The 19561-nt window shown below is 67.0% G+C and carries 17 protein-coding genes; 10 read left to right on the top strand and 7 right to left on the bottom strand.

Annotation, left to right across the window (positions count from 1 at the left end; genetic code table 11):
- Window positions 1-34: 34 nt before the first annotated feature.
- Together L593_RS05290 and hisD are read right to left on the bottom strand one after the other, a co-directional pair.
- Window positions 35-817 carry a PHP domain-containing protein gene (locus tag L593_RS05290; RefSeq protein WP_020445910.1) on the bottom strand — a complete coding sequence of 261 codons (783 nt, stop codon included), beginning with the start codon at window positions 815-817 and terminating at the stop codon, window positions 35-37.
- Window positions 818-870: 53 nt separating this feature from the next.
- Complete coding sequence (gene hisD / locus L593_RS05285; protein WP_020445909.1) at window positions 871-2142, bottom strand: histidinol dehydrogenase; 1272 nt, start codon at window positions 2140-2142, stop codon at window positions 871-873.
- 161 nt (window positions 2143-2303) lie between these two features.
- Between hisD and aglJ the strand changes: the two genes are divergently transcribed.
- Both aglJ and L593_RS05275 read left to right on the top strand, forming a co-directional pair.
- On the top strand, window positions 2304-3230 hold the full coding sequence (aglJ, locus tag L593_RS05280) for an S-layer glycoprotein N-glycosyltransferase AglJ (protein ID WP_020445908.1): 927 nt from the start codon (window positions 2304-2306) through the stop codon (window positions 3228-3230).
- A gap of 99 nt (window positions 3231-3329) precedes the next feature.
- Window positions 3330-3542, top strand: coding sequence for a ribbon-helix-helix domain-containing protein (locus L593_RS05275; RefSeq protein ID WP_020445907.1), 213 nt, complete (start codon window positions 3330-3332; stop codon window positions 3540-3542).
- 519 nt (window positions 3543-4061) lie between these two features.
- Here L593_RS05275 and L593_RS05270 read toward each other — a convergent pair.
- Window positions 4062-4502 carry a hypothetical protein gene (locus tag L593_RS05270; RefSeq protein ID WP_020445906.1) on the bottom strand — a complete coding sequence of 147 codons (441 nt, stop codon included), beginning with the start codon at window positions 4500-4502 and terminating at the stop codon, window positions 4062-4064.
- Window positions 4503-4504: 2 nt separating this feature from the next.
- Entirely contained in the window at window positions 4505-5179 is a 675-nt protein-coding gene (locus L593_RS05265) for a hypothetical protein (RefSeq protein WP_020445905.1), read from the bottom strand.
- Window positions 5180-5441: 262 nt separating this feature from the next.
- Here L593_RS05265 and L593_RS05260 point away from each other — a divergent pair, with 262 nt between their 5' ends.
- Window positions 5442-6149 carry an HD domain-containing protein gene (locus L593_RS05260; RefSeq protein ID WP_020445904.1) on the top strand — a complete coding sequence of 236 codons (708 nt, stop codon included), beginning with the start codon at window positions 5442-5444 and terminating at the stop codon, window positions 6147-6149.
- Between the two features lie 184 nt (window positions 6150-6333).
- On the opposite strand, the gene L593_RS05255 is transcribed toward L593_RS05260, so the two are convergent.
- Complete coding sequence (locus tag L593_RS05255; RefSeq protein ID WP_081638758.1) at window positions 6334-7038, bottom strand: LysE family translocator; 705 nt, start codon at window positions 7036-7038, stop codon at window positions 6334-6336.
- A 341-nt stretch (window positions 7039-7379) separates the two neighbouring features.
- On the opposite strand from L593_RS05255, the gene L593_RS05250 reads away from it, so the two are divergent.
- From L593_RS05250 to mutS, 3 genes are all read left to right on the top strand, one after another.
- Complete coding sequence (locus tag L593_RS05250) at window positions 7380-7661, top strand: HalOD1 output domain-containing protein (RefSeq protein ID WP_020445902.1); 282 nt, start codon at window positions 7380-7382, stop codon at window positions 7659-7661.
- Between the two features lie 93 nt (window positions 7662-7754).
- The gene (locus L593_RS05245) at window positions 7755-8441 is read left to right on the top strand and encodes a bacterio-opsin activator domain-containing protein (protein ID WP_020445901.1); all 687 of its coding nucleotides are present in this window, start codon (window positions 7755-7757) and stop codon (window positions 8439-8441) included.
- Between the two features lie 170 nt (window positions 8442-8611).
- Window positions 8612-11296, top strand: a complete 2685-nt coding sequence (gene mutS, locus L593_RS05240; RefSeq protein WP_020445900.1) for a DNA mismatch repair protein MutS — start codon at window positions 8612-8614, stop codon at window positions 11294-11296.
- 486 nt (window positions 11297-11782) lie between these two features.
- On the opposite strand, the gene L593_RS05235 is transcribed toward mutS, so the two are convergent.
- Window positions 11783-12232, bottom strand: coding sequence for a hypothetical protein (locus tag L593_RS05235; protein WP_049893872.1), 450 nt, complete (start codon window positions 12230-12232; stop codon window positions 11783-11785).
- A gap of 328 nt (window positions 12233-12560) precedes the next feature.
- Here L593_RS05235 and L593_RS15555 point away from each other — a divergent pair, with 328 nt between their 5' ends.
- Together L593_RS15555 and mutL are read left to right on the top strand one after the other, a co-directional pair.
- Window positions 12561-13595 carry a twin-arginine translocation signal domain-containing protein gene (locus L593_RS15555; RefSeq protein ID WP_144060703.1) on the top strand — a complete coding sequence of 345 codons (1035 nt, stop codon included), beginning with the start codon at window positions 12561-12563 and terminating at the stop codon, window positions 13593-13595.
- Between the two features lie 556 nt (window positions 13596-14151).
- Window positions 14152-16431 carry a DNA mismatch repair endonuclease MutL gene (gene mutL, locus L593_RS05230; RefSeq protein ID WP_020445898.1) on the top strand — a complete coding sequence of 760 codons (2280 nt, stop codon included), beginning with the start codon at window positions 14152-14154 and terminating at the stop codon, window positions 16429-16431.
- 51 nt (window positions 16432-16482) lie between these two features.
- On the opposite strand, the gene L593_RS05225 is transcribed toward mutL, so the two are convergent.
- Window positions 16483-17391 carry a haloalkane dehalogenase gene (locus L593_RS05225; protein ID WP_020445897.1) on the bottom strand — a complete coding sequence of 303 codons (909 nt, stop codon included), beginning with the start codon at window positions 17389-17391 and terminating at the stop codon, window positions 16483-16485.
- Between the two features lie 182 nt (window positions 17392-17573).
- Between L593_RS05225 and L593_RS05220 the strand changes: the two genes are divergently transcribed.
- Both L593_RS05220 and moaA read left to right on the top strand, forming a co-directional pair.
- Window positions 17574-18212, top strand: a complete 639-nt coding sequence (locus L593_RS05220; protein WP_020445896.1) for a GNAT family N-acetyltransferase — start codon at window positions 17574-17576, stop codon at window positions 18210-18212.
- 154 nt (window positions 18213-18366) lie between these two features.
- A complete protein-coding gene (gene moaA, locus L593_RS05215; RefSeq protein WP_020445895.1) occupies window positions 18367-19554 on the top strand; it encodes a GTP 3',8-cyclase MoaA in 1188 nt (395 codons plus the stop codon).
- Window positions 19555-19561 lie beyond the last annotated feature (7 nt).

Raw genomic sequence — 19561 nt, 5'->3', positions numbered from 1 at the left:
AGTCGTCTCCGGACGCTCAATTGTCGCCGAGTGCTCAGTACACGTACGCCTCGTCGAAACGACCGCCGTACGCGTCGTCGTTGGGGTGGGTCGCCTCCATGCCGGGAAAGCCGATGCGGTCGATCTTCTTCCAGGTGTTCTCCCAGGCGAGGTGTCCGATCTCGCTGATCGAACGAAGTCGCGGGCCCACCCCCGAGCGCCGCGAGACGCGGTTGCCGTCGGCGGCGAACGCGCTGGCGACTGCGTCCGCGTCGTCGACCGTCCGGTTCGTCTCGGTCCAGACGTCGCCGATGGTCCAGCCGAGGTGGGCGTAGGAGGAGCCGAAAGCGGGGAGGTCGAACTCGCCCGCGAGCGATCGCGACCGCCCGGCGTCGCCGGGGAGGTACTTCGGGTTGTACACCTCGATGGCGTCGATCTGCTCGACGTAGGTCCGGACGTCCGCGTTCGTGAGGCCGACGGTGAGGTACTCGGGATGGGGCGCGAGGACGGTCGCGTCCTGGCGCTCGAACTCGGCCATCGCGGCATCGAGGGAGATGAAGTCGGGCACCGGTTCCTGGAGGCCAAGCGCGAGCACGTGCTTGCGATTCCGGTAGGTACCGGTGAACACCTCCCGGGCGGGGACGACGAGGAGGTCCTCCGTCGAGAGTTCGCGGGCCCGCCGCTCGATTTCGGGGAGTCGGGTGAAGTGCGGCGCGTAGACCACGACGTCGAGGCCCCGACGCGTCGCTCGCTCGACGAGCGATTCGTCGAGCACTTTCACGTGCGGGTCGATCCGACTCCTCGACACGCTCGACCCGTCACCGCGGGACGGTTTCATTCTCCCGGTTTCTCGCTCTGGACCGTCCACAGACTCGTCGTCGCAACGCAGCCCTACTCCTCGAAGCGCTTCCGGACGCTCTCGGCGTGAGCGTCGAGGCCCTCCGCCTCCGCGAGCGTCTCGATCGTACCCCGGAGGTCGGCGAGGGCGTCGCGGTCGAGGCGCTGGACGGTGGAAGCGCGGAGGAAGGTGTCGACGGAGAGTCCGCCGGTCACCCGCGCCAGGCCGTTCGTCGGAAGGACGTGGTTCGTCCCGGAGGCGTAGTCGCCCGCGGCGACGGGGGTGTACTCGCCGAGGAAGACGCTGCCGGCGGAGGGGACGCGGTCGGCCAGTTCCGCTGGCTCGTCGGCGTAGATCGCGAGGTGCTCGGCGGCGAACTCCTCGGCGACCGCGACGGCCTCGGACTGCGATCGGGCGAGGAGGATGCCGCTGGCGTCGTTATCCAGCGCCGCCTGGATCGTCTCGGTGCGGTCGCGCTCGGCCGCCTGTGACTCGACACTTTCCGCGACAGCCTCTGCGAGGGCCTCGTCGTCGGTGACTGCCACGACCGCGGCGTTCGGGGAATGCTCGGCCTGTGCGACGAGTTCTGCGGCGACGAGCGTCGGGTCCGCCGTCTCGTCGGCGAGCACGAGCACTTCGCTCGGCCCGGCGACGAAGTCGATCTCGACGTCACCACGGACCTCCGCCTTCGCGGCGCTGACCCACCGGTTGCCCGGCCCGACGATCTTCTGGACGCGATCGACGGTCTCGGTGCCGTAGGCGAGCGCGCCGATGGCCTGGGCGCCGCCGGCGGCGTAGACCCGATCGGCTCTGGCGGCGTGGATCGCGCCGAGCGTGGCGTCGGAGAACTCCTCGGCGGGCGGCGTCGCGACGGCGATCTGCTCGACGCCCGCGACGGCCGCCGGGATCACGCCCATGATCGCGCTGGAGGGGTAGGCGGCGGTGCCGCCGGGGACGTAGACGCCGGCGCGCTCGATCGGCCGGAACCGGCGGCCGAGTTCGCGGCCTTCGAACTCCTCGGTCCAGTCCTCGGGCACCTGGCGTTCGTGGAAGGCCCGGACGTTCTCGATGGCGTCCTCGATCGCGGTCCGGAGGTCGCCGTCGAGACGCTCCCAGGCGCGCTCGGCCTCGTCGGTGACGTCGAGGTTGCCGACGGCGACGCCGTCGAGGTCCTCGGCGTACTCGCGCAACGCGACGTCGCCCTCGTCTCGAACGCGCTCGACGATCTCCCGGGCGTCGGCCCGTGCATCCCCGATCCCGGCGTCGCGCTCGAAGAGGGCCGCCCGCTCGTCGGGCGGCAGGTCGGCGATGGCCCGTACGTTCATGGAGCGAAATTGACCACGACCGCACAAACCCGTTTCCTTCCGCTGGTAGCCGGAGCGCTGGGGGCGCAGGCTGGTCGTCGGGGTGTGCTGTTCCGTCGGCGTCCGTGCAGGAGCGCTAACAGTAGTAACCCATTTACGGGCCCGCCGTGCAGTCCCGTCCGATGACCGAGGACGTCACGGTGATGATCCCGACGCTCGACGAGGCAGCCACGATCGGCGACGTGGTCGAGGGATTCGTCGAGCGCGGCTACGAACACGTCCTCGTGATCGACGGCGGTTCGTCCGACGACACCCAGGAGATCGCCCGCGAGGCGGGCGCTCGCGTGATCGAGCAGTCCGGCACCGGGAAGGGCGACGCGATGATGCAGGGGTTCGCCCAGATCGATACCGAGTACGTCCTCGTGCTCGACGGCGACGGCACCTACCTCCCGAAGGACGCCGAGGCCCTGCTGGAGCCGCTCCGGTCGGGCGAGGCCGAGCACGTCGTCGGCAACCGGTTCGCGGACATCCAGTCCGGCGCGATGCCGCGACTCAACCAGGTCGGGAACAAACTAATCAACTGGGCCTACCGCACGATCCACCAGCGCGAGCACTACGACATCCTCTCGGGCTATCGCGCGATGACGGTGGACTCCCTCGACCGGATGAACCTCTCGGCGGAGGGCTTCGGCATCGAGACGGAGATGTGCGTCGAGTGCGTCCGCCACGGCATCGACTCGATGGAGGTACCGATCACCTACGAGACGCGACCCGCCGGTTCGGAGACCAACCTCCACCCGATCAAGGACGGCGGGACGATCATCGTCACGCTCTATCGCCTCGCGAAGACGAACAATCCCCTCTTTTACTTCGGGAGCTTCGGCACCGTCGCGTTGCTGACCGGTCTTGCGATCGCGTCATACGTCGGCTACGACTGGTTCGTCAACAGGGTCCCCCACGAGGTGCTCGCGGTCGTCGCGGCCGCTGGCATTCTCGTGGGGATCCAGTTGATCATGTTCGGGTTCCTCTCGGACATGATCGTCGCGCTGCACCGCGATCAGCGCCGCCGGATCGAGCGCGTGGAGCGTCGGTTCGACGACGAAGACTGATCGGCGCGCTGTATCGGGAGGAGCAGCGTCGGCGCTTCGAGCGCTCCGCTCCTGTTCGGTCGCACAACCGATTTGTACCGTCCCGTCCGACACTCGGTCGTGACCGAGTACACCACCGTCTCGATCCCTGCCGACCTCGCCGAGCGCGTCGACGAGACGATCGAGGGGACGAGCTTCTCCTCGACGAGCGACCTCGTGCGCTTCCTGCTGCGCTCGATCGTGATCCAGCACGAGCGCCGCGGCGAGCTGACGGAGGCCGAGTTCCAGGAGATCGCCGAGCAGTTGCAGGACCTGGGGTACCTGCAGGAGTAGGACTACGGAAATACGTGTTCGTGAGCAAGGCGGGCTTATCCGTTCCAGTGGCCACCGAAAGCCCCCGAACGCTCGACGCACCTCACTCGCTGCGCTCCTCAGTCAGTCGCTTCGCTTCCTTCCCTGCGGTGCTTACGTCGTGACGAACGCCGAGCGATCGGCCCCTTTCGTAGTCCGCCCAAACAGTCCACGTCCTCCCCAACCGATTGCGCGCCTCGCTGCGCTCGGTGCTCATCCCTCGCGCGATGAGTCCGCACCGGCCGCTCGCCCGCTTCGGGGCTCACGGCCTCCGCGAGCACGCGCCGACGTAGTCCACCGGGGTTTCGCGTATCTCCGATGGACAGGGTGGGACTGGAAGGGGCCGAACGCTCGACCCTGCCCCGACGAAGCAAGCACTGCAGCGAGGCCGAAGGCCGAGCGAAGCGCGCAGCGAGTCGCGGCAGGTCGAGCGGGAGGGGGCTTCCACCTGCTGCGGCAGTGCGCGCAAAATGTCCCTTTCTCACGCCGACTACGATTCTCTCACCCCTCGAACGGCTGCTCTGGTGGTGCGGCGGCTACAATCCGGAGCTCCAATCGCCGGCCGCTCCGGTCGAAGGCGGCGACGTCTTCGCGCGTCCAGGGCGGCACGGCGACGAGCACGACTTCGTGGAGGTCGTCGGTGTTCGAGACCGACAGTTCGCCGAGCGGGTGGGAGACGAAGCGGCCCTGGGCCTGCCCGTGGGGCACGGAGACGTCCATGCCGAACACCGCGTCGACGGAGCGACCGGCGGAAGGGAAGTAGAGGTCGGTGAACACCGGCGTCTCCGGATCGAGGTCGTCGTCCTCGCTCGCGGGCAGTTCGTCGAGCTCGCCAGCCCGCGAGACGACGAGCAGCGTCGAGACGGCGTCCGGTTCGCGGTCGCCGGCGATAGCCAGCAGCGCGTCGAGCAGCCCACCGGTGACGTAGCAGGTCTCGACCATGCTCAGACCGGGAGCGCCGCGCGGACGGTCCTGGCGTAGAGGCCGGGCGCGCCGCTCCGGGAGTTCGAGAGGGCGGTCCCGAGGGCCTCGCTCGCGTCCTCGAGGACGGGCGCACCGTGGCCGACGAGGATCCGGTCGGGGTCGATGCTCCCCAGCGCTCCCCGTGGCGGGAACATCCGGAGTGCGGGGTGGACGCCCAGGCGCTCGCTGGCGGTGCAGAAGTACTCGGCCGTGCCGAGTGCTTCGGGGACGACGAGCGTGGCGCTGTCGGGATCGAAGAGGGCGACCTCGTGCCAGAAGAACCGATCGAGGACCTCGATCGTGCGATAGCCGGTGTCCGCGAGCCGTCCCTCGAACGTCTCGAACGGGGCGTCGAGCGTCGCACCCTCGGCTGCGAGCTGTTCCGGAAGGTGGACGGCGACGTCGTGGCGGCGCGCGATTTCGGCGGCGTCGCGCTTGTGCCGATCGAGGAGGAGCACGATCCCGGCGACGGTCCCCAGCTCGGCGAGCCACTGATCGAGGTCGTCGGCGTCGACGGGATCGACGAGCCACAGCTCCTCGTCCTCGACGAGCACGTGGCTCGCCCGCTGCATCTGCTCGTCGGGATAGGCGATCCAGCTTGCACCGCCCTCGAACTCGCCGACCGTCTCGAGCGTCGTCACTCCCTCGCCTTTCATGCAGGGTCCTACGGGCTGGGAGCGGAAAAACGCACGTGAGCCGGTCGGGGAAGACGCGCACCCGGGCTGTCCACGAAACGAGGTGCCGCCGCGACGAAAGGGGGGCGACTCCCGGAGTGGCCAATCGTGGACTCTCGGGCCGCTGAGCACCGATCGCTGGCCGAATCGACGCCCGCTGGTGGCCGGTACGTAAGCCTAAAGAGTCGAACGGTCCTGTATTCGCCTAACATGAACGAGTACACGCTTTCGTCGAGGTGGTTCGGTGGGGGTTGAAATCAAGGAGCGCCGCGTCTCCGAAGAGGAGTTCGCGGCCATGGAGGAGTTCGTCTTCGAGTATCTCGCCGCCAGCGTCGAGCGCGAGGAGGAGGGCGGCCGGATGCGGTGGTACCCCTGGCACTCCGCGGAGTACCGCTACAACCACATCCGGAACGTCGTCGATCTCGCCGCCGAGATCGCGCGGAAGGAGGGCGCCGACGTCGACGTGACCCGGGTCGCCGCGCTGTTTCACGACGTCGCGAAACTCGACGCCGAACAGGACGTCCACGCCGAGGAGGGTGCCCGGGTAGCCCGACAGTACCTCGAGACGCACTGCGATTACCCCGAGTCGTTCCTGGACGAGGTCTGCCGGTCGATCGAGGACCACTCCTACCAGGGACCACTCGAGGACCTCTCCCTGGAGACCCAGTGCCTCATCGAGGCCGACCTGCTCGACAAGGTCGGGGCCAACGGCGCCGTGTTGATGATGCTCCGGATGGGCTACGAGGCCCGGACCCACATGGACGCCGCGGAGATGGTCGAACGGGTGCTGGAGCGCGGCCACGAGGCCGAGGAACGCATCCGCAGCGACGCCGCCGAGAGCGTCGTCCACCGGCGCCTCAAGCGAGTGCGGTGGCTCCGAGAGTGGCTGACCGAGGAACTCTCGAACGTCGACCCCCGGTCCGCGGAGGGCCCGGTCGACTTCGATCGCTGAGGCCCGGTCGACTCCGGTCGTTGCAGCCCGAGGGGCCTTCGATAATCGTAGCTCGGACGGCCTTCGATCGTTGCAGCCCGGGCGGCCTTCGATAGTCCTAGCTCGAACGGTCTTCGGTCGATGAAGTCTGCGCGGCCTTCGATCAGTGTCGCTCGCGGGGACCGTCGGTGGGCCCGTCGGATCGTCAGACCAGTCCGGTCACGCCGTCGATCAGGAAGAGGATTCCGAACCCGCCGAGCACGAGCGCCGAGATGCCCGCGACGACGGGGCCGGCCCGCTCGCTCCGCCGGTCGACGGCCACGAGCGTCGCAGGATAGCCGGTGATCCAGAGCCCGATGCCGCCGAAGAAGCCGACCAGCAACGCGAGGCTCCCGGTCTCGATCACGAGCGACTCGCCGAGTCCGAGCGTGCCGAGCAGTTCGCCGAGCCACGGCGCCTGGGTGACCAGGTCGAGGGTGCCGGCACGGAGCAGCCCCACGCCGACGGTCAGCCAGAAGACGATCTGGTAGGGATTGGTGAGCGCGAGGACGAGCGCCTTCCGGAACCCGGTGGTCCGGTCGAGCGCACCGCTGGCGACGGTTTCGTCGGCTGCTTCCGTCCCCTCGACGTCCTTCGTCGTCGTTCCGGGCGCCTCCATTCCCGCCGCGCTTTTGACGCCCGTGGCGGCGTCGACTGCGAAGACGAGCATCAGGGCGCCCCCGACGCCGACCATCGCGGCCCGAAGCCTCGGCGCGTGCTGGACCACCTCGACGACGCCCACGAACGCGAGGACGCAGAAGATTGCGTCGCCGGTCATTGCGCCGAGTCCGGCCCGAAAGCCCGCTGTCCACCCGCGGCGGACGCTCTCTTCGGCGATGACGGCGTTCATCGGCCCCGGCGGCGCGGCCATCGCGAGCCCGAATGCGACGCCGCCGAGGAGGGAGAGTGCGACCGACACAGTCCCCGCGACGAAGCGCCCGCACGTAAGCCCGTCGTCAGTGTCGTGAGAGGCGTCGGTGTCGCGCGACGCATCGGAGTCGTGCGACGCTTCGGTGGACTGGAGGCGTCTCGCGGTCCGTTCGGCCGGTAACCACCGACTACACGGGGACCGATCTCGCTGGCTATCCGCACCGCGGTCGCCCGGTGCTGCCACCTGACTCGTTCGTCAGCGGTGCACTTCCGTGGCGCGTTCGGGCACCACCGCCACACACAGCCATCAATTATACACCCGTTCCGTGACAACGCGCCAGTATGTCCCTCCAGGCTGCTGATGGCACGCCTATCGCGACGACGACCGTCGAGCAGACCGACTCGGCGTCAGTCGTCATCTCCCAGATCGTCACCGACGTCGCGGACGAGACGATAGACGATCTCCCAACGCTCGCGAACTCCGTTGACCCCGACGCACTCGACGCCGTCTTCGCGAGCGAGGGCGCGATCGGCAGGCTCACGTTCGTCTTTGCGGGGTACGACATCCTGCTGGATTCGTCGGGCGCAGTCGAGGTCCACCAGTCCGGGACTATCACGCCCTGAATCGGCAGAGGGCGGGGCCGTCGGCCCGGTCTCCGACCTCGTCTGACGACTGGCACACGAACAGTTTAGGCTATTCATTTGGTATCAATGGATATGTCCCGGGGCACCGAGTCACACGACGGCCGCGTTGTCGAGGTCGAGTTCGCCGTCACTGCCCCTGCCTACCCGTTCGTCAGCATCGCTCGCGAGGAAGACTGTCGGATGGTCCTCGAAAAGCAGCTTCCTCGTGGCGACGGCCTCCAGGCGGAGTACTTCAGTGTGCACGATGCGCCGACAGCGGGCGTCCTCGACACCGCCGATTGCGACGCCTGCCACAGCGCCAACGTACTCGCCGACGGCGAGGGCCGTTGTCTGGTCGAGTTCGTCGTCGGCGAGGGCTGCCCCGCGCGCTACCTCGCAGAGCGTGGCGCGGTCCCCACGACCGTCGAAGGGACGCCCGACGGTGGCACGATCGTCGCAGAGATCATGCCCCGGCACGATCCAGGAGAGATCGTAACGGCGTTCGAGCGGGATCACGCCGTCGAACTGGTCGCCAAGCGCGCACGCGACCGGCCGACGCCGCTGCTCAGCGAGGGCGAACTCCAGGCGTCGGTGCTCGATCGGCTCACCGATCGCCAGCGGGAGGTGCTCCACGCTGCCTTCGAGGCCGGCTACTACGAGCGCCCACGGCGGAAGACGGGCGAGGAGATCGCCGAGGAACTCGACATCAGTCCGACGACGTTCCAGCAGCACGTCCGCGCCGCCGAGCGGAAACTCGTCACCTTCCTCGTGGAGACGTAGCCCGCCGTTCAGCCCCCGGCCGCAGTTCCCGCCCGCCCCGCCTGCAGTTTCAGCCCGTCCACGCCTGCAGTTTCAGCCCGTCCTTCCCGGACTGTGGTCTCGCCCACGGTCGGGATCACTTCCGCCCCGGAACCCACATCGTTTTGCCGCCGAGTCGTTTTCCCACGGGCATGGACGCAGCGGAGGGGATCGTCGGCGAGTTCGCCGCCCTGAAACGGGAGTCGGGAGCGGACGTGCTCGCCATGCAGGTCGGCGACTTCTACGAGTTCTTCGGCGAGGACGCGGAGCTGGTCTGTCGCGAACTGGACCTCAAGCAGACCTCGAAGTCCTCCGGCGGCGAGTCCTACGCGATGGCGGGCGTGCCGCTCTCGGAGCTATCGCCGTACCTCCAGGCGCTCGTCGAACGTGGCTACCGCGTCGCCGTCGCCGATCAGCGCGACGAGGGCGGCGATCACTCCCGCGAACTGACCCGGGTCGTCTCGCCAGGCACGCTCCTCTCGACGACGGACGCCGACGCACGATACCTCGCGACCGTGGTCGCGGAGACCGACCGCTACGGCGTGGCGCTTGCGGACGTGACCACGGGGCGGTTCTACGTGACTGGCGTCGGCGGCACCCTCGGCGACCTGCTCGCCGAACTCGCCCGGTTCGACCCCGTCGAGGTGCTACCCGGGCCCGACCTCCGCGAGGACGACGACGCCATCGCGACGCTCCGGGGCGATCTGGACGCCACGCTCACCCTCCACGAGGCCGAGGCGTTCGCACCCGGTGCGGCCGCCCACCGCCTCCGCGAGCAGTTCGGCGAAGGAGCGGTCGAGAGCGTCGGCCTCGAAGCGGCCGCGCCCGCCGTGCAGGCCGCCGGCGCGACGCTCGATTACGTCGAGACGACCGGCGCTGGGGTACTCGCTTCCTTCACCCGGCTCCAGCGCTACCGCGACCGCGAGCACGTCGCCCTCGACGCAACGACCCAGCGCAACCTCGAACTGACCGAGACGATGCAGGGCGATCGAGACGGTTCCCTGCTCGCGACCATCGACGAGACCGTGACGAGCCCGGGCAGACGACGGCTCGGCGAGTGGCTCGCCCGGCCGCGGCGGGATCGCGAGACGATCGCAACGCGGCTCGATTCGGTCGACGCTCTCGGATCCTCCGCCCTGGCGCGGGAGCGGCTCCGGGAGGAGCTATCCGAAGCCGCCGACCTCGCCAGGCTCGCGAGCAAGGCGACCCACGGCAGCGCCGATGCGGGGGACCTGTTGCGGGTCAGGGACGCCCTCGACGTCCTCCCCGCCGCGGAGGCGGTGATCGAGGACGACGCGACGCTCGCCGAGTCGCCCCTTCCCGAGATCCTCCAGCGCCCGGACCGCCGCGCGGCCGCCGAACTCCGCGCCGAACTCGACGCGGCGCTTGCGGAGGAACCGCCTGCGTCGCTTTCGGAGGGCGGTCTGATCGCCCGCGGCTACGACGACGAACTCGACGCGATCGTGGAGCGCCACGAGGCCGCGCTGGAGTGGATCGAAGGCCTGGACGATCGCGTCTCCTCGGAACTGGGGATCACCCACGTCTCCGTCGATCGCAACGCCACCGACGGCTACTACGTGCAGGTCGGAAACTCCGAGGCCGACCAGGTGCCCGACCACTTCCGCCAGATCAAGTCGCTGAAGAACCACGAGCGGTTCGTCACCGAGGAGCTGGAGGAACGCGAGCGGGAGATCCTGCGACTGGAGGAGGAACGGTCGGAGATCGAGCGCGAGCTGTTCGAGGAAATTCGGGAGACCGTCGCTAGCCAGGCGGCGCTCCTGCAGGACGCCGGCCGCGCGATCGCGACGGTGGACGCGCTCGCGTCGCTGGCCACCCACGCCGCCGAGCAGGGCTGGGTCCGGCCCGAACTCGGACCCGCCGGCGGCCCGGTCGAAATTGAGCGCGGGCGCCATCCGGTCGTCGAGACCACGACGACGTTCGTGCCCAACGACGCACGACTCGGCGACGACCGCAGGTTCGTGATCGTGACGGGGCCGAACATGAGCGGGAAGTCGACGTACATGCGCCAGACGGCGCTGATCGTCCTGCTCGCGCAGGTCGGGAGCTTCGTGCCCGCCGACGCCGCGCGGATCGGGCTCGTCGACAGCATCTACACCCGCGTCGGCGCGCTCGACGAGCTGGCCCAGGGCCGCTCGACGTTCATGGTCGAGATGCAGGAGCTCGCGAACATCCTCCACTCCGCGACGGAGGAGTCCCTCGTCATTCTGGACGAGGTCGGCCGCGGCACCGCGACCTACGACGGCATCTCCATCGCGTGGGCGGCGACGGAGTACCTCCACAACGAGGTCGGCGCGAAGACGCTGTTCGCGACGCACTACCACGAGCTCACGACGCTCGCCGACCACCTCGATCGCGTCGCGAACGTCCACGTCGCCGCCGAGGAGACCGACGGCGAAGTAACGTTCTTGCGGACCGTTCGCGAGGGGCCGACCGATCGTAGCTACGGGATCCACGTCGCGGATCTCGCCGGGGTGCCCGAGCCGGTCGTCGATCGCTCGGAGGGCGTGCTGGATCGGCTGCGACAGGAGAAAGCGATCGAGGCCCGCGGCGGGAGTTCCGGCGACGGCGAGCCGCAGCAGGTGGTCTTCGACGTCGGGAGTGGAGAGCTCCGGACGGCGAGTGCCGATGGCGGGGTCGGCGCGCAGCGTCCACGGAAGTCCGGACCGGAATCGAGCGACGATGACGCAAGCGAGCAACTCGATCCCGAGACGAAGGCAGTGCTCGAGGAGCTAGCCGACCTCGACGTGAACGAGACACCGCCCGTCGAACTGCTCGCGAAGGTCCAGGAGTGGCAGGAGTCACTCGACGGTGAGTGACGGCGAGACGACCGGCTCATTTTCCCTCCCGGCGGGCACGAGTCCTCCGAATCCGGCGAACTCCGTTCGAAGGGCGGCGCGTTGGGTCTCCGATTCATTCGGTGAACGGTCGCCGCAGAAAAGCTGATGCGGCCCCGGCCGCTCCAGTGCCGTATGCGGACGGTACACTTCGGTGTCCTCGCTTTCTTGGTCAGTTTGCTGGCGATCCCTCTCGTCAGCCTCGCCGATAGCTCGTCCCTCTGCGTGCCGTCTGCCGTCGCAATCGCAGGGTCCACGCGATCACGATGTACGTCTTCCGCAGGTCCGAGCGCCAGTGACTGCCGTCACAGGTCGTTCGTAGTGACGCGCCAGTCGTCTCAGGGGATGGTGACCTCACGAAGAGGAGACGAAACGCGTCGTCGACGTCGAGGAGTACTGAGCGGACTCTATGATGTCGCGACGGTCGGGAAGCGACTGGTCAGCGCCGTCCAGATGCTGGCGCTACGTTCAGAAGCGACAGTTGGTGGTATAGTAGATGGCCAGTTCAGGATTCTCGACGTCACTTCCGAACGTCCCAATCTGGACTGACGCGCCGAGACACTCGGTATCGAACGATGCGAAGTCGAGGGTCATTGCTTCTGCTTCTGGGTGGTCGTCCCGCCACGCGGACAGGACGTAGGGTTCGGCTGCTGTCGGATAGTCGGAGAACACCGCTGCTCGCGAGTCTCTCGATCCGCCAGCAGCGATCTGCTTGGACTTTCGATAGACGGTTTCATCGTCTAGCTCAAGTCGGACGTGTGCGGTATGCGGCGCGTCGTGGTGGTTGATTGCGGTCAAACCGACAAACTCCGGCATCTGGGACGCTGACTGGCTCCCGAACGTCGTACAGCCGGCAAGGCCGGCGATTCCGACTGACGCCGACTGGAGGAAGGAACGTCGGGGGACGCGTTGGGGCATACGTACGAAGGTCTGATCGCGCAGATAAATATCTGGCCATGCATCACACTAATCCCAAGTATCATTGGAGAGTGATAAAACCGCTGCCTAGTGTGAAATGGCCGCACTTGATAGCTTCAGCCGGCTGCTCTTCTACACGCCGTTTTCGTATCACTGTCTTCGAGTCGTGTGCTTTCCCGATGAATCCAATAATGATACAAAGATGATAACTATAATCACGAGGGCAACACGGAGCGCCTTCCGAACAATATATTAAATGAATATTCTAATAATTTATTTTTATTAGTCAGTAGTTTTATTATGCCATCGGCAATGGTGGATGGTTGCAATGTCTGAAAACAGAGAACATCGACGGGGTAGCAAATACAACCGGCGGAATATCCTCCGGAGTGCGGGTGCAGCCGGTGCTTCGATGACGCTTGCTGGCGTCCTTGGCACAGCGAGCGCAGCAACGTCGTGTCAGCTCCCAGATCAGAGCCAGCAGGACAGCCTGGAGGACTATGAGTGGGAACGTTCGAACTCTGACTATTACGAATCATCCAACACGAACCCTCTCACCCGCCTGACGGAAATCCAGTCCGGACTTGTTTATTTAGGATCTAAATTTTTAGAAATAACGGGTAAATGGCACCACTTTTTCCGGTCGTTCGGTGCTGGCTATACGCTACAAGAGACCTATTCTGAGGGGGAATACGAACCTACCTCTTCCATGTCTCACCAAGAACTCAAGATATCTAACGACAATGAGGATGTGGCTTCAATCTTTGTGAGTCCTAATTCGAAGGAAGTAGGTGCTGCTCCATCGCCCAACAACGGGGACGATCTCAACTACGGCTCGGCAGCTTGGACCGCCGCGACCGCAGCACTTTCTGGGACGAGTACCTTTGCAGCAGTCGCTATCCCCACGGTCCAGGCTTTTGCCGCCCTCCTCGACAACGGTGAGTCCGGTTCCAGTAGTTCCGTCACCTACAATTGGTCCTACGGGACGAGTGACGCTCCGTGCGAATCTGTACACTTTGCCAAATACCAGTTCAAAAGTCACGAAGGGTCCCATCACTGCAACTTCACCGTCCGGCAAGAAATCGGTCAGTATTCGGGCCTCTGGGTGATGAATGAATACGACGTGTTCGTAAAAGCGGCTCCTTATATTAGAACCGCGAGTGCTGAAAGCCGCCCCGAACCAGGCACCCAGGAATACATCGATTTCCTTGAACGAACCAACGTGGCCACGAAGGTCCCTGCAGATGATCTCGAGAGTCCTCGGGTCCAGGAATTGGCTGGCGATGGTGCCGTCTACCGCGCTCAAAACCCGCAAATTCATATCACGAAAAGATCCGGTGGTGGCGAGTCGGCCGAGAATTAGGCATTCGTACAAAGAGCGGTACTCGAGTGCATCTCGAGTGAATCGGCGCGTCGAACTCACCCTACCCAACGATTTCGCAACGTACCCCCCACGTCCGACAGCACCTCGTAACACTCCGCTTCCAGCTCTCTGTCCAATTCGCGCCGAGTCTTCTTTCGGCGATATCTTCGGACCTCTGTTTGCAGGGAGACAGAGATACCAACGACGGGATGGTTGGGATTTGGGAATGAACAAGGCTGATGAGAGCGCCCAAATAGCAGCGGTCAAGCCTGGTATTCGTTTACATTGTCTGGATCGCTGCGTTCAATGGCTTCGATCCGGAAACTGTCGATGGACTTTTTCTAGTCGCTTCCCAGTTAAGAAACTGGTTCCCTGGGTGGGGCCCCTTTGCGGGATTTTCACCGGAGAATGACAAATGCGGGAATGAGTTAGTAAGCTGACGAATAATCAGTCAATTCTGGCGATTAAAACCTTACATTTGCCAGCGATCCAATTCGTCTACTCAGCACCATTCCCTCCCGCGGGAGTTTTGGTCCCTGGGAGCCAGGCACGTGACGTGACCGAGGACGCCGACGAGCAAAGCTCGTCGAGCCCTGGCTCGCAAACTCGCCAGGACGCCGACGAGCCGGACTCGCCCGCCGACACCGAGATCCGGCCACTCGACGACGACACCATCGCGAAGATCGCGGCCGGAGAGGTCGTCGAGCGCCCGGCGTCCGTCGCCAAGGAACTGGTCGAAAACGCCCTCGACGCTGGCGCCACACGCATCGAAATCGCCGTCGAGGAGGGCGGCCTCGATCTCGTCGAGGTCCGGGACGACGGCGTCGGTATGACCGAGGCAGATTGCCGCGCCGCCGTCCGCGAGCACACGACGAGCAAGCTGTCCGATGCGGGCGAGCTCCACGCCGTCGAAACGCTGGGCTTCCGCGGCGAGGCGCTCCACACGATCGGCGCCGTCGCCGACCTCGAGATCACCGCGAAATCCAATCCCGATCGCCGTGAGGCCGACGCCGCTACGGAATCCGACTCCGGTACCCGCCTCGTCTACCGCGGCGGCGACGTCGAGACCGTCGAGCATGCTGCCCACCCCGGCGGCACCACCGTCGCCGTCACCGACCTCTTCCACAACACGCCCGCTCGGCGGAAGTACCTCTCCGAGCCCGCCACCGAGTTCCGGCACGTCTCGCGGGTCGTCGGCCGCTACGCGCTCGCCAATCCGGACGTCGCGATCTCGTTCTCCCACGACGGCCGCGAGGTGTTCGCGACCACCGGCGACGGCGACCGCGTCGCGGCGATCATGGCGGTCTACGGCCGCGAAGTGGCGGAGTCGATGATCGAGGTCGACGCCGACCCGGACACCGACGCCGTCGACCGGATCGTCGGCCACGTGAGCGACCCCGAGACGACTCGAGCGAGCCGGGAGTACCTCGCGACGTACGTGAACGACCGGGCCGTGGCGAGCGACACGGTCCGGGGTGCGATCGTCGAGGCCTATAGCGGGCAGCTCTCCGCCGAGCGGTACCCCTTCGCCGTCCTGTTCGTCGAGGTGCCACCCGAGCGGGTCGACGTGAACGTCCATCCGCGGAAACAGGCCGTGCGCTTCGACGATGCGGGCGCCGTGGAGGACGCGGTGATCGACGCCGTTCGCGACGCGCTGCTGGAGGACGGGATCATCCGCGCGTCGGCTCCACGCGGCGTCTCCAAGCCCGCGGAGGCGAGGGTCGATCCGGGCGACGGCGATCAGTCCGACGCTGCCGATTCTGACGCTGCCGACCCCGACCCTGCGGAGTCCGACGCAACGGACTCCGACGCCGACGATTCGGCTGCAGCCGCGGCCGGATCCGCACCGCCGTCGACGGGGTCGACCGACGCTCCGACCACGCCCTCGGCCGAAGAAGGGTCGACGACTGCCGAGGGGGCCGAGTCCGACGGCAGTCGCTCCGCCCCGCGATCGACGGGTGCGACCGACCCCGAGCGGTCAGATGCCGCGGACCGCACCCATGCCGCGGACCGCACCGATGCCGTCGACCGCTCCGATACCGCCGAGTCGTCGGATCCAGCGTCGGGGAGCGGGTCCGGATCCGCACCGCTCGGCGATCCCAGCCACTCGGCGACGCCAGAGGCCGGGGACTGGACCGCCCGACTTGGGTCGCCGATCGACTCCAGCGTCACCGCGACCGACCAGCAGACCCTCGATGGCGAGTCCGTCTCGGCGTCGAGCACCGAATTCGACTCGCTGCCGCCACTGCGCGTCCTCGGCCAGCACGCCGAGACCTACGTCGTCGCCGCCGCGCCAGACGGTCTCGTCCTGATCGACCAGCACGCCGCCGACGAGCGGATTCACTACGAGCGGCTGCGCGACGCGGTCGATTCGGGAACGGCACAGGCCCTCGCGACGCCGGTCGAACTCTCGTTGACGCCGACGGAGGCCGAGACCTACGACACCTACGCGCCCGCCCTCAAGCGGCTCGGCTTCCACGCCGACCGCGAGGACCGCACCCTCACTGTCCGGAGCGTGCCGACCGTCCTCGGAGAGACGCTCGATCCGGACGCGATTCGCGACGTGTTCGGCGCGCTCCTCTCCGGCGGCGACGGCGAGGGGACCGTGGAGGCGATGGCGGACGAACTGCTCGGGGATCTGGCCTGCGCGCCGGCAGTGAAGGGGAACACCTCGCTGACGGAAGGCTCGGTGACGGCGCTGCTCGAGGCGCTGGACGCGTGTGAGAACCCCTACGCCTGTCCGCACGGACGCCCGACGCTGATTCGGATCGACGGCGACGAATTGGCCGAGCGGTTCGAGCGGGACTACCCCGGCCACGGTACTCGGCGGGACTGACTGGCCTGACGGAGCCACCCCACTTCACTTTCCCAGCAGCCCGACCGGTGTTCAGCGAGGCGTCCGATCCACGAACGCGACGATCTCCTCGGCAATCTCCTCGCCGGCGTCTTCCTGGAGGAAGTGCGCCGCGTCCTCGATCCAGACGTCCGGCTCCTCGCTGGCCGTCGGAATCAGTTCCCGGAGCGGGTCACGGGCGGGGCCAGTGATCGGATCGGAGTCGCCGAACAGCACGAATGCGGGCTTCTCCCACTCGCCCAGTTTCTCCCGGGCCGGGGCAGTGATCTCGGCACCGTCTCCGCCGTCGGCACGGGGAACCATGTCCGGCCACTCCCGGGCACCGGCCTTCAGCTCCTCGTCGGGGAACGGTGCCTCGTAGGCGGCCAGGACCTCCTCGTCCAGGTCGGACACCGTTGCATTGGCGATCAGCATCCCGATCGGGAGTTCGTCGACGGACTCGACGAAGTCCCGGAACTCGTACCACTCCTCGGCCATCTCGTCCGCGCCAGTGGGACAGCCGGTGTTCATCGGCACGAGCCGTGCGAAGCGCTCCTCGTTGTTGACGGCGACCGGGAGGCCGAGGATGCCGCCCCAGTCCTGGCAGACGAGCGTGACGTCCTGCAGGTCCAGGGCCGCGACGAACTGCTCCAGCGCGTCGTAGTGCAGGCGGTAGGTGTATGCTTCGCGCTCGGTATACTTGTCCGAGCGCCCGAAGCCGATGAAGTCCGGCACGACGACGCGGCCGCGCTCGGCCAGCGTGGGGAGCATCGTCCGGTAGAGGAATCCCCAGGTGGGCTCGCCGTGCAGACAGAGGAACGTCTCCGCGGCATCGCCTGCGGGATCCGTATCCACGTAGGCCATCTCGGGCGATTCCGGGGCGTCGATGGACACGTACCGAGGCTCGTAGTCGTAGTTCGGGACGCCGTCGAAGGCGTCTTCGGGTGTGCTCCGGAGTGCCATACGTTCACAACGGGGATGATGGCCATAAGCGCTGGTGCATCCGGGGTCCGTACGCCGCCTTCGACAGTGCCGACTGGCGGACTCCGGCCGCCCAGCGACCTGATTACCTCGCACCGTCCCGCCGCGCCATCGGCTCCCGCGCCCACCAAATATTCATACGCGCCGGAGTGCTACCATTCCGCATGTACGTCCGGGACGCGAAAAACAGGGAGGAGGTGTGGCTGCTGGATCACATCGAGGAGTTCGGCCTGGACGACGCGGCCTTCCGCTCGCGGGACTACGTCGTCGCCATCGACGAGTCCGGCGGCGGGAAGGCGGGCTTCGGTCGGATCCGAATCCACAAGACCGAGGGCGGTGAGCGATCCGGTGGATCGCGATCCTCGTCGGACCGGAGGTCCGACGGTGGGGAGTTCTGCGAACTGACGAGCGTCGGCGTCCTCCCCGAGTGGCGCGGCCAGGGCGTCGGCGCCCACGTGATGGAGCGGCTGATCGAGCACGCTCGCGACGAGGGGTTCGAGACCGTCTTCCTCTTTACCCCCGCAGCGGAGTACGCGACCCAGTTCGGCTTCGAGCCGGTCGAGAGCAGTTCGCTCCCAGATCCGATGGCCGATCGCATGGACACGGTCGTCGCGGAGGAGGGCGAGGACACCGTCGCGCTCGTCGTCGACGTCGACGAGTTCGTGGTGCCCGATCGGCTCCGCCGGCGGTTCAAGGACGCCGCTCCCAGGGGCGACGACGGCGACGGCGATAGCGAGCCAGAGGAGACGGCCGAGGACTTTGGGATCGACCCCGACGAGGCAACGTACAAGTACGACGTCTAAACGCCGACGGTAGCTGCCGCTTCCCCGGCGAAGCGACTCGACCGGCGGGTGCCGCTCCGGACGAATTCCCGAGCGACGTAACTGCCAGCGGTTGCGTTTCTGTGCATACTAACCACAATCTTAACCGCGCGGTCGCTGAACTACCAGCAATCGGATGCTCGAAGACGAGTTCGGTCGCGAGGTCAGCGGCGTTCGCGTCTCGCTGACCGACCGGTGCAACTTCGACTGCGTCTACTGCCACAACGAGGGTCTCGGCGACGTCCGGGGACCGATGGAGCCCACCGACGAGGAACTGGGCACCGACGAAGTCGTACGCTTTCTGGAGGTCGCGGCGGAGTTCGACGTCGAAGCGGTGAAGTTCACCGGCGGCGAGCCGCTCCTCCGGGCGGATCTCGAGGAGATCGTCCGCCGGACCCCGGACTCGATGGCTGTCTCGCTGACGACGAACGGGACGATGCTCCCCGATCGGGCCGCCGCCCTCGCCGCCGCCGGCGTCGGGCGGGTGAACGTCTCCCAGGACGCGATCGATCCCGACGCCTTCGCCGCGGTGACGAACTCCGGTGCGTACGATCGCGTGATCGAGGGCGTCGAGGCGGCCCTCGACGCCGGACTGGCGCCGGTCAAACTGAACATGGTCGTCTTCGAGGCGACCGCGGGCCACGTGCCGGCGATGGTCGAACACGTCGCGGCGAACGACGGCCTCCAGCTCCAGCTCATCGAGTACATGCCGGAGATCGCCGGCAACCCGGAGTGGGCGATCGACATCGAGCGGGTGCACGACTGGCTCGCCGAGCAGGCCCATCGGGTCGAACGCCGCGAGATGCACGGCCGCCGCCGGTACTTCCTCCGCGAGGGTGCGACCGCCGCCGAGGTTTCCGAGGCTGCAGCCGGAGAGCCGGTCGCCGAGGTCGCCGCGGACGGCGGCGGTGCCGCGAGCCGAGGCGGGGCCGACGCCGTGCCCGGCGAGGGGATGGTCGAGATCGTCGATCCCGTCGCGAACGAATCCTTCTGTGCGAACTGCCACCGCGTCCGGCTCACCCACGACGGGAAGCTCAAGGGCTGTCTCAACCGGAACGACGACCTGCGCTCGATGGGCGAGACGAAGGACGAGATCAGGGCGACGTTCCGCGAGACCGTCGCCAATCGGGTGCCCTACTACGGCGAGTACCTGGTGAAAGCCGACGCCGAAGGCGACGACGGAGAGGGTAGTGGGGTCGAGGCTGCGGGCAGCGGGGCCGACGGTGAGAGTAGCGAGGCCAACGCTGCGAGCAGCGGAACCGACGCTACGGGCAGCGGAGTCGATGCCGAGTGGGTCGTCAACGAGGCGTACCTCGACGACTGAGGACCGA

It is taken from the genome of Salinarchaeum sp. Harcht-Bsk1 (assembly GCF_000403645.1).
GTDB lineage: Archaea > Halobacteriota > Halobacteria > Halobacteriales > Salinarchaeaceae > Salinarchaeum.
This window is presented reverse-complemented; position numbering and strand designations above follow the sequence as displayed.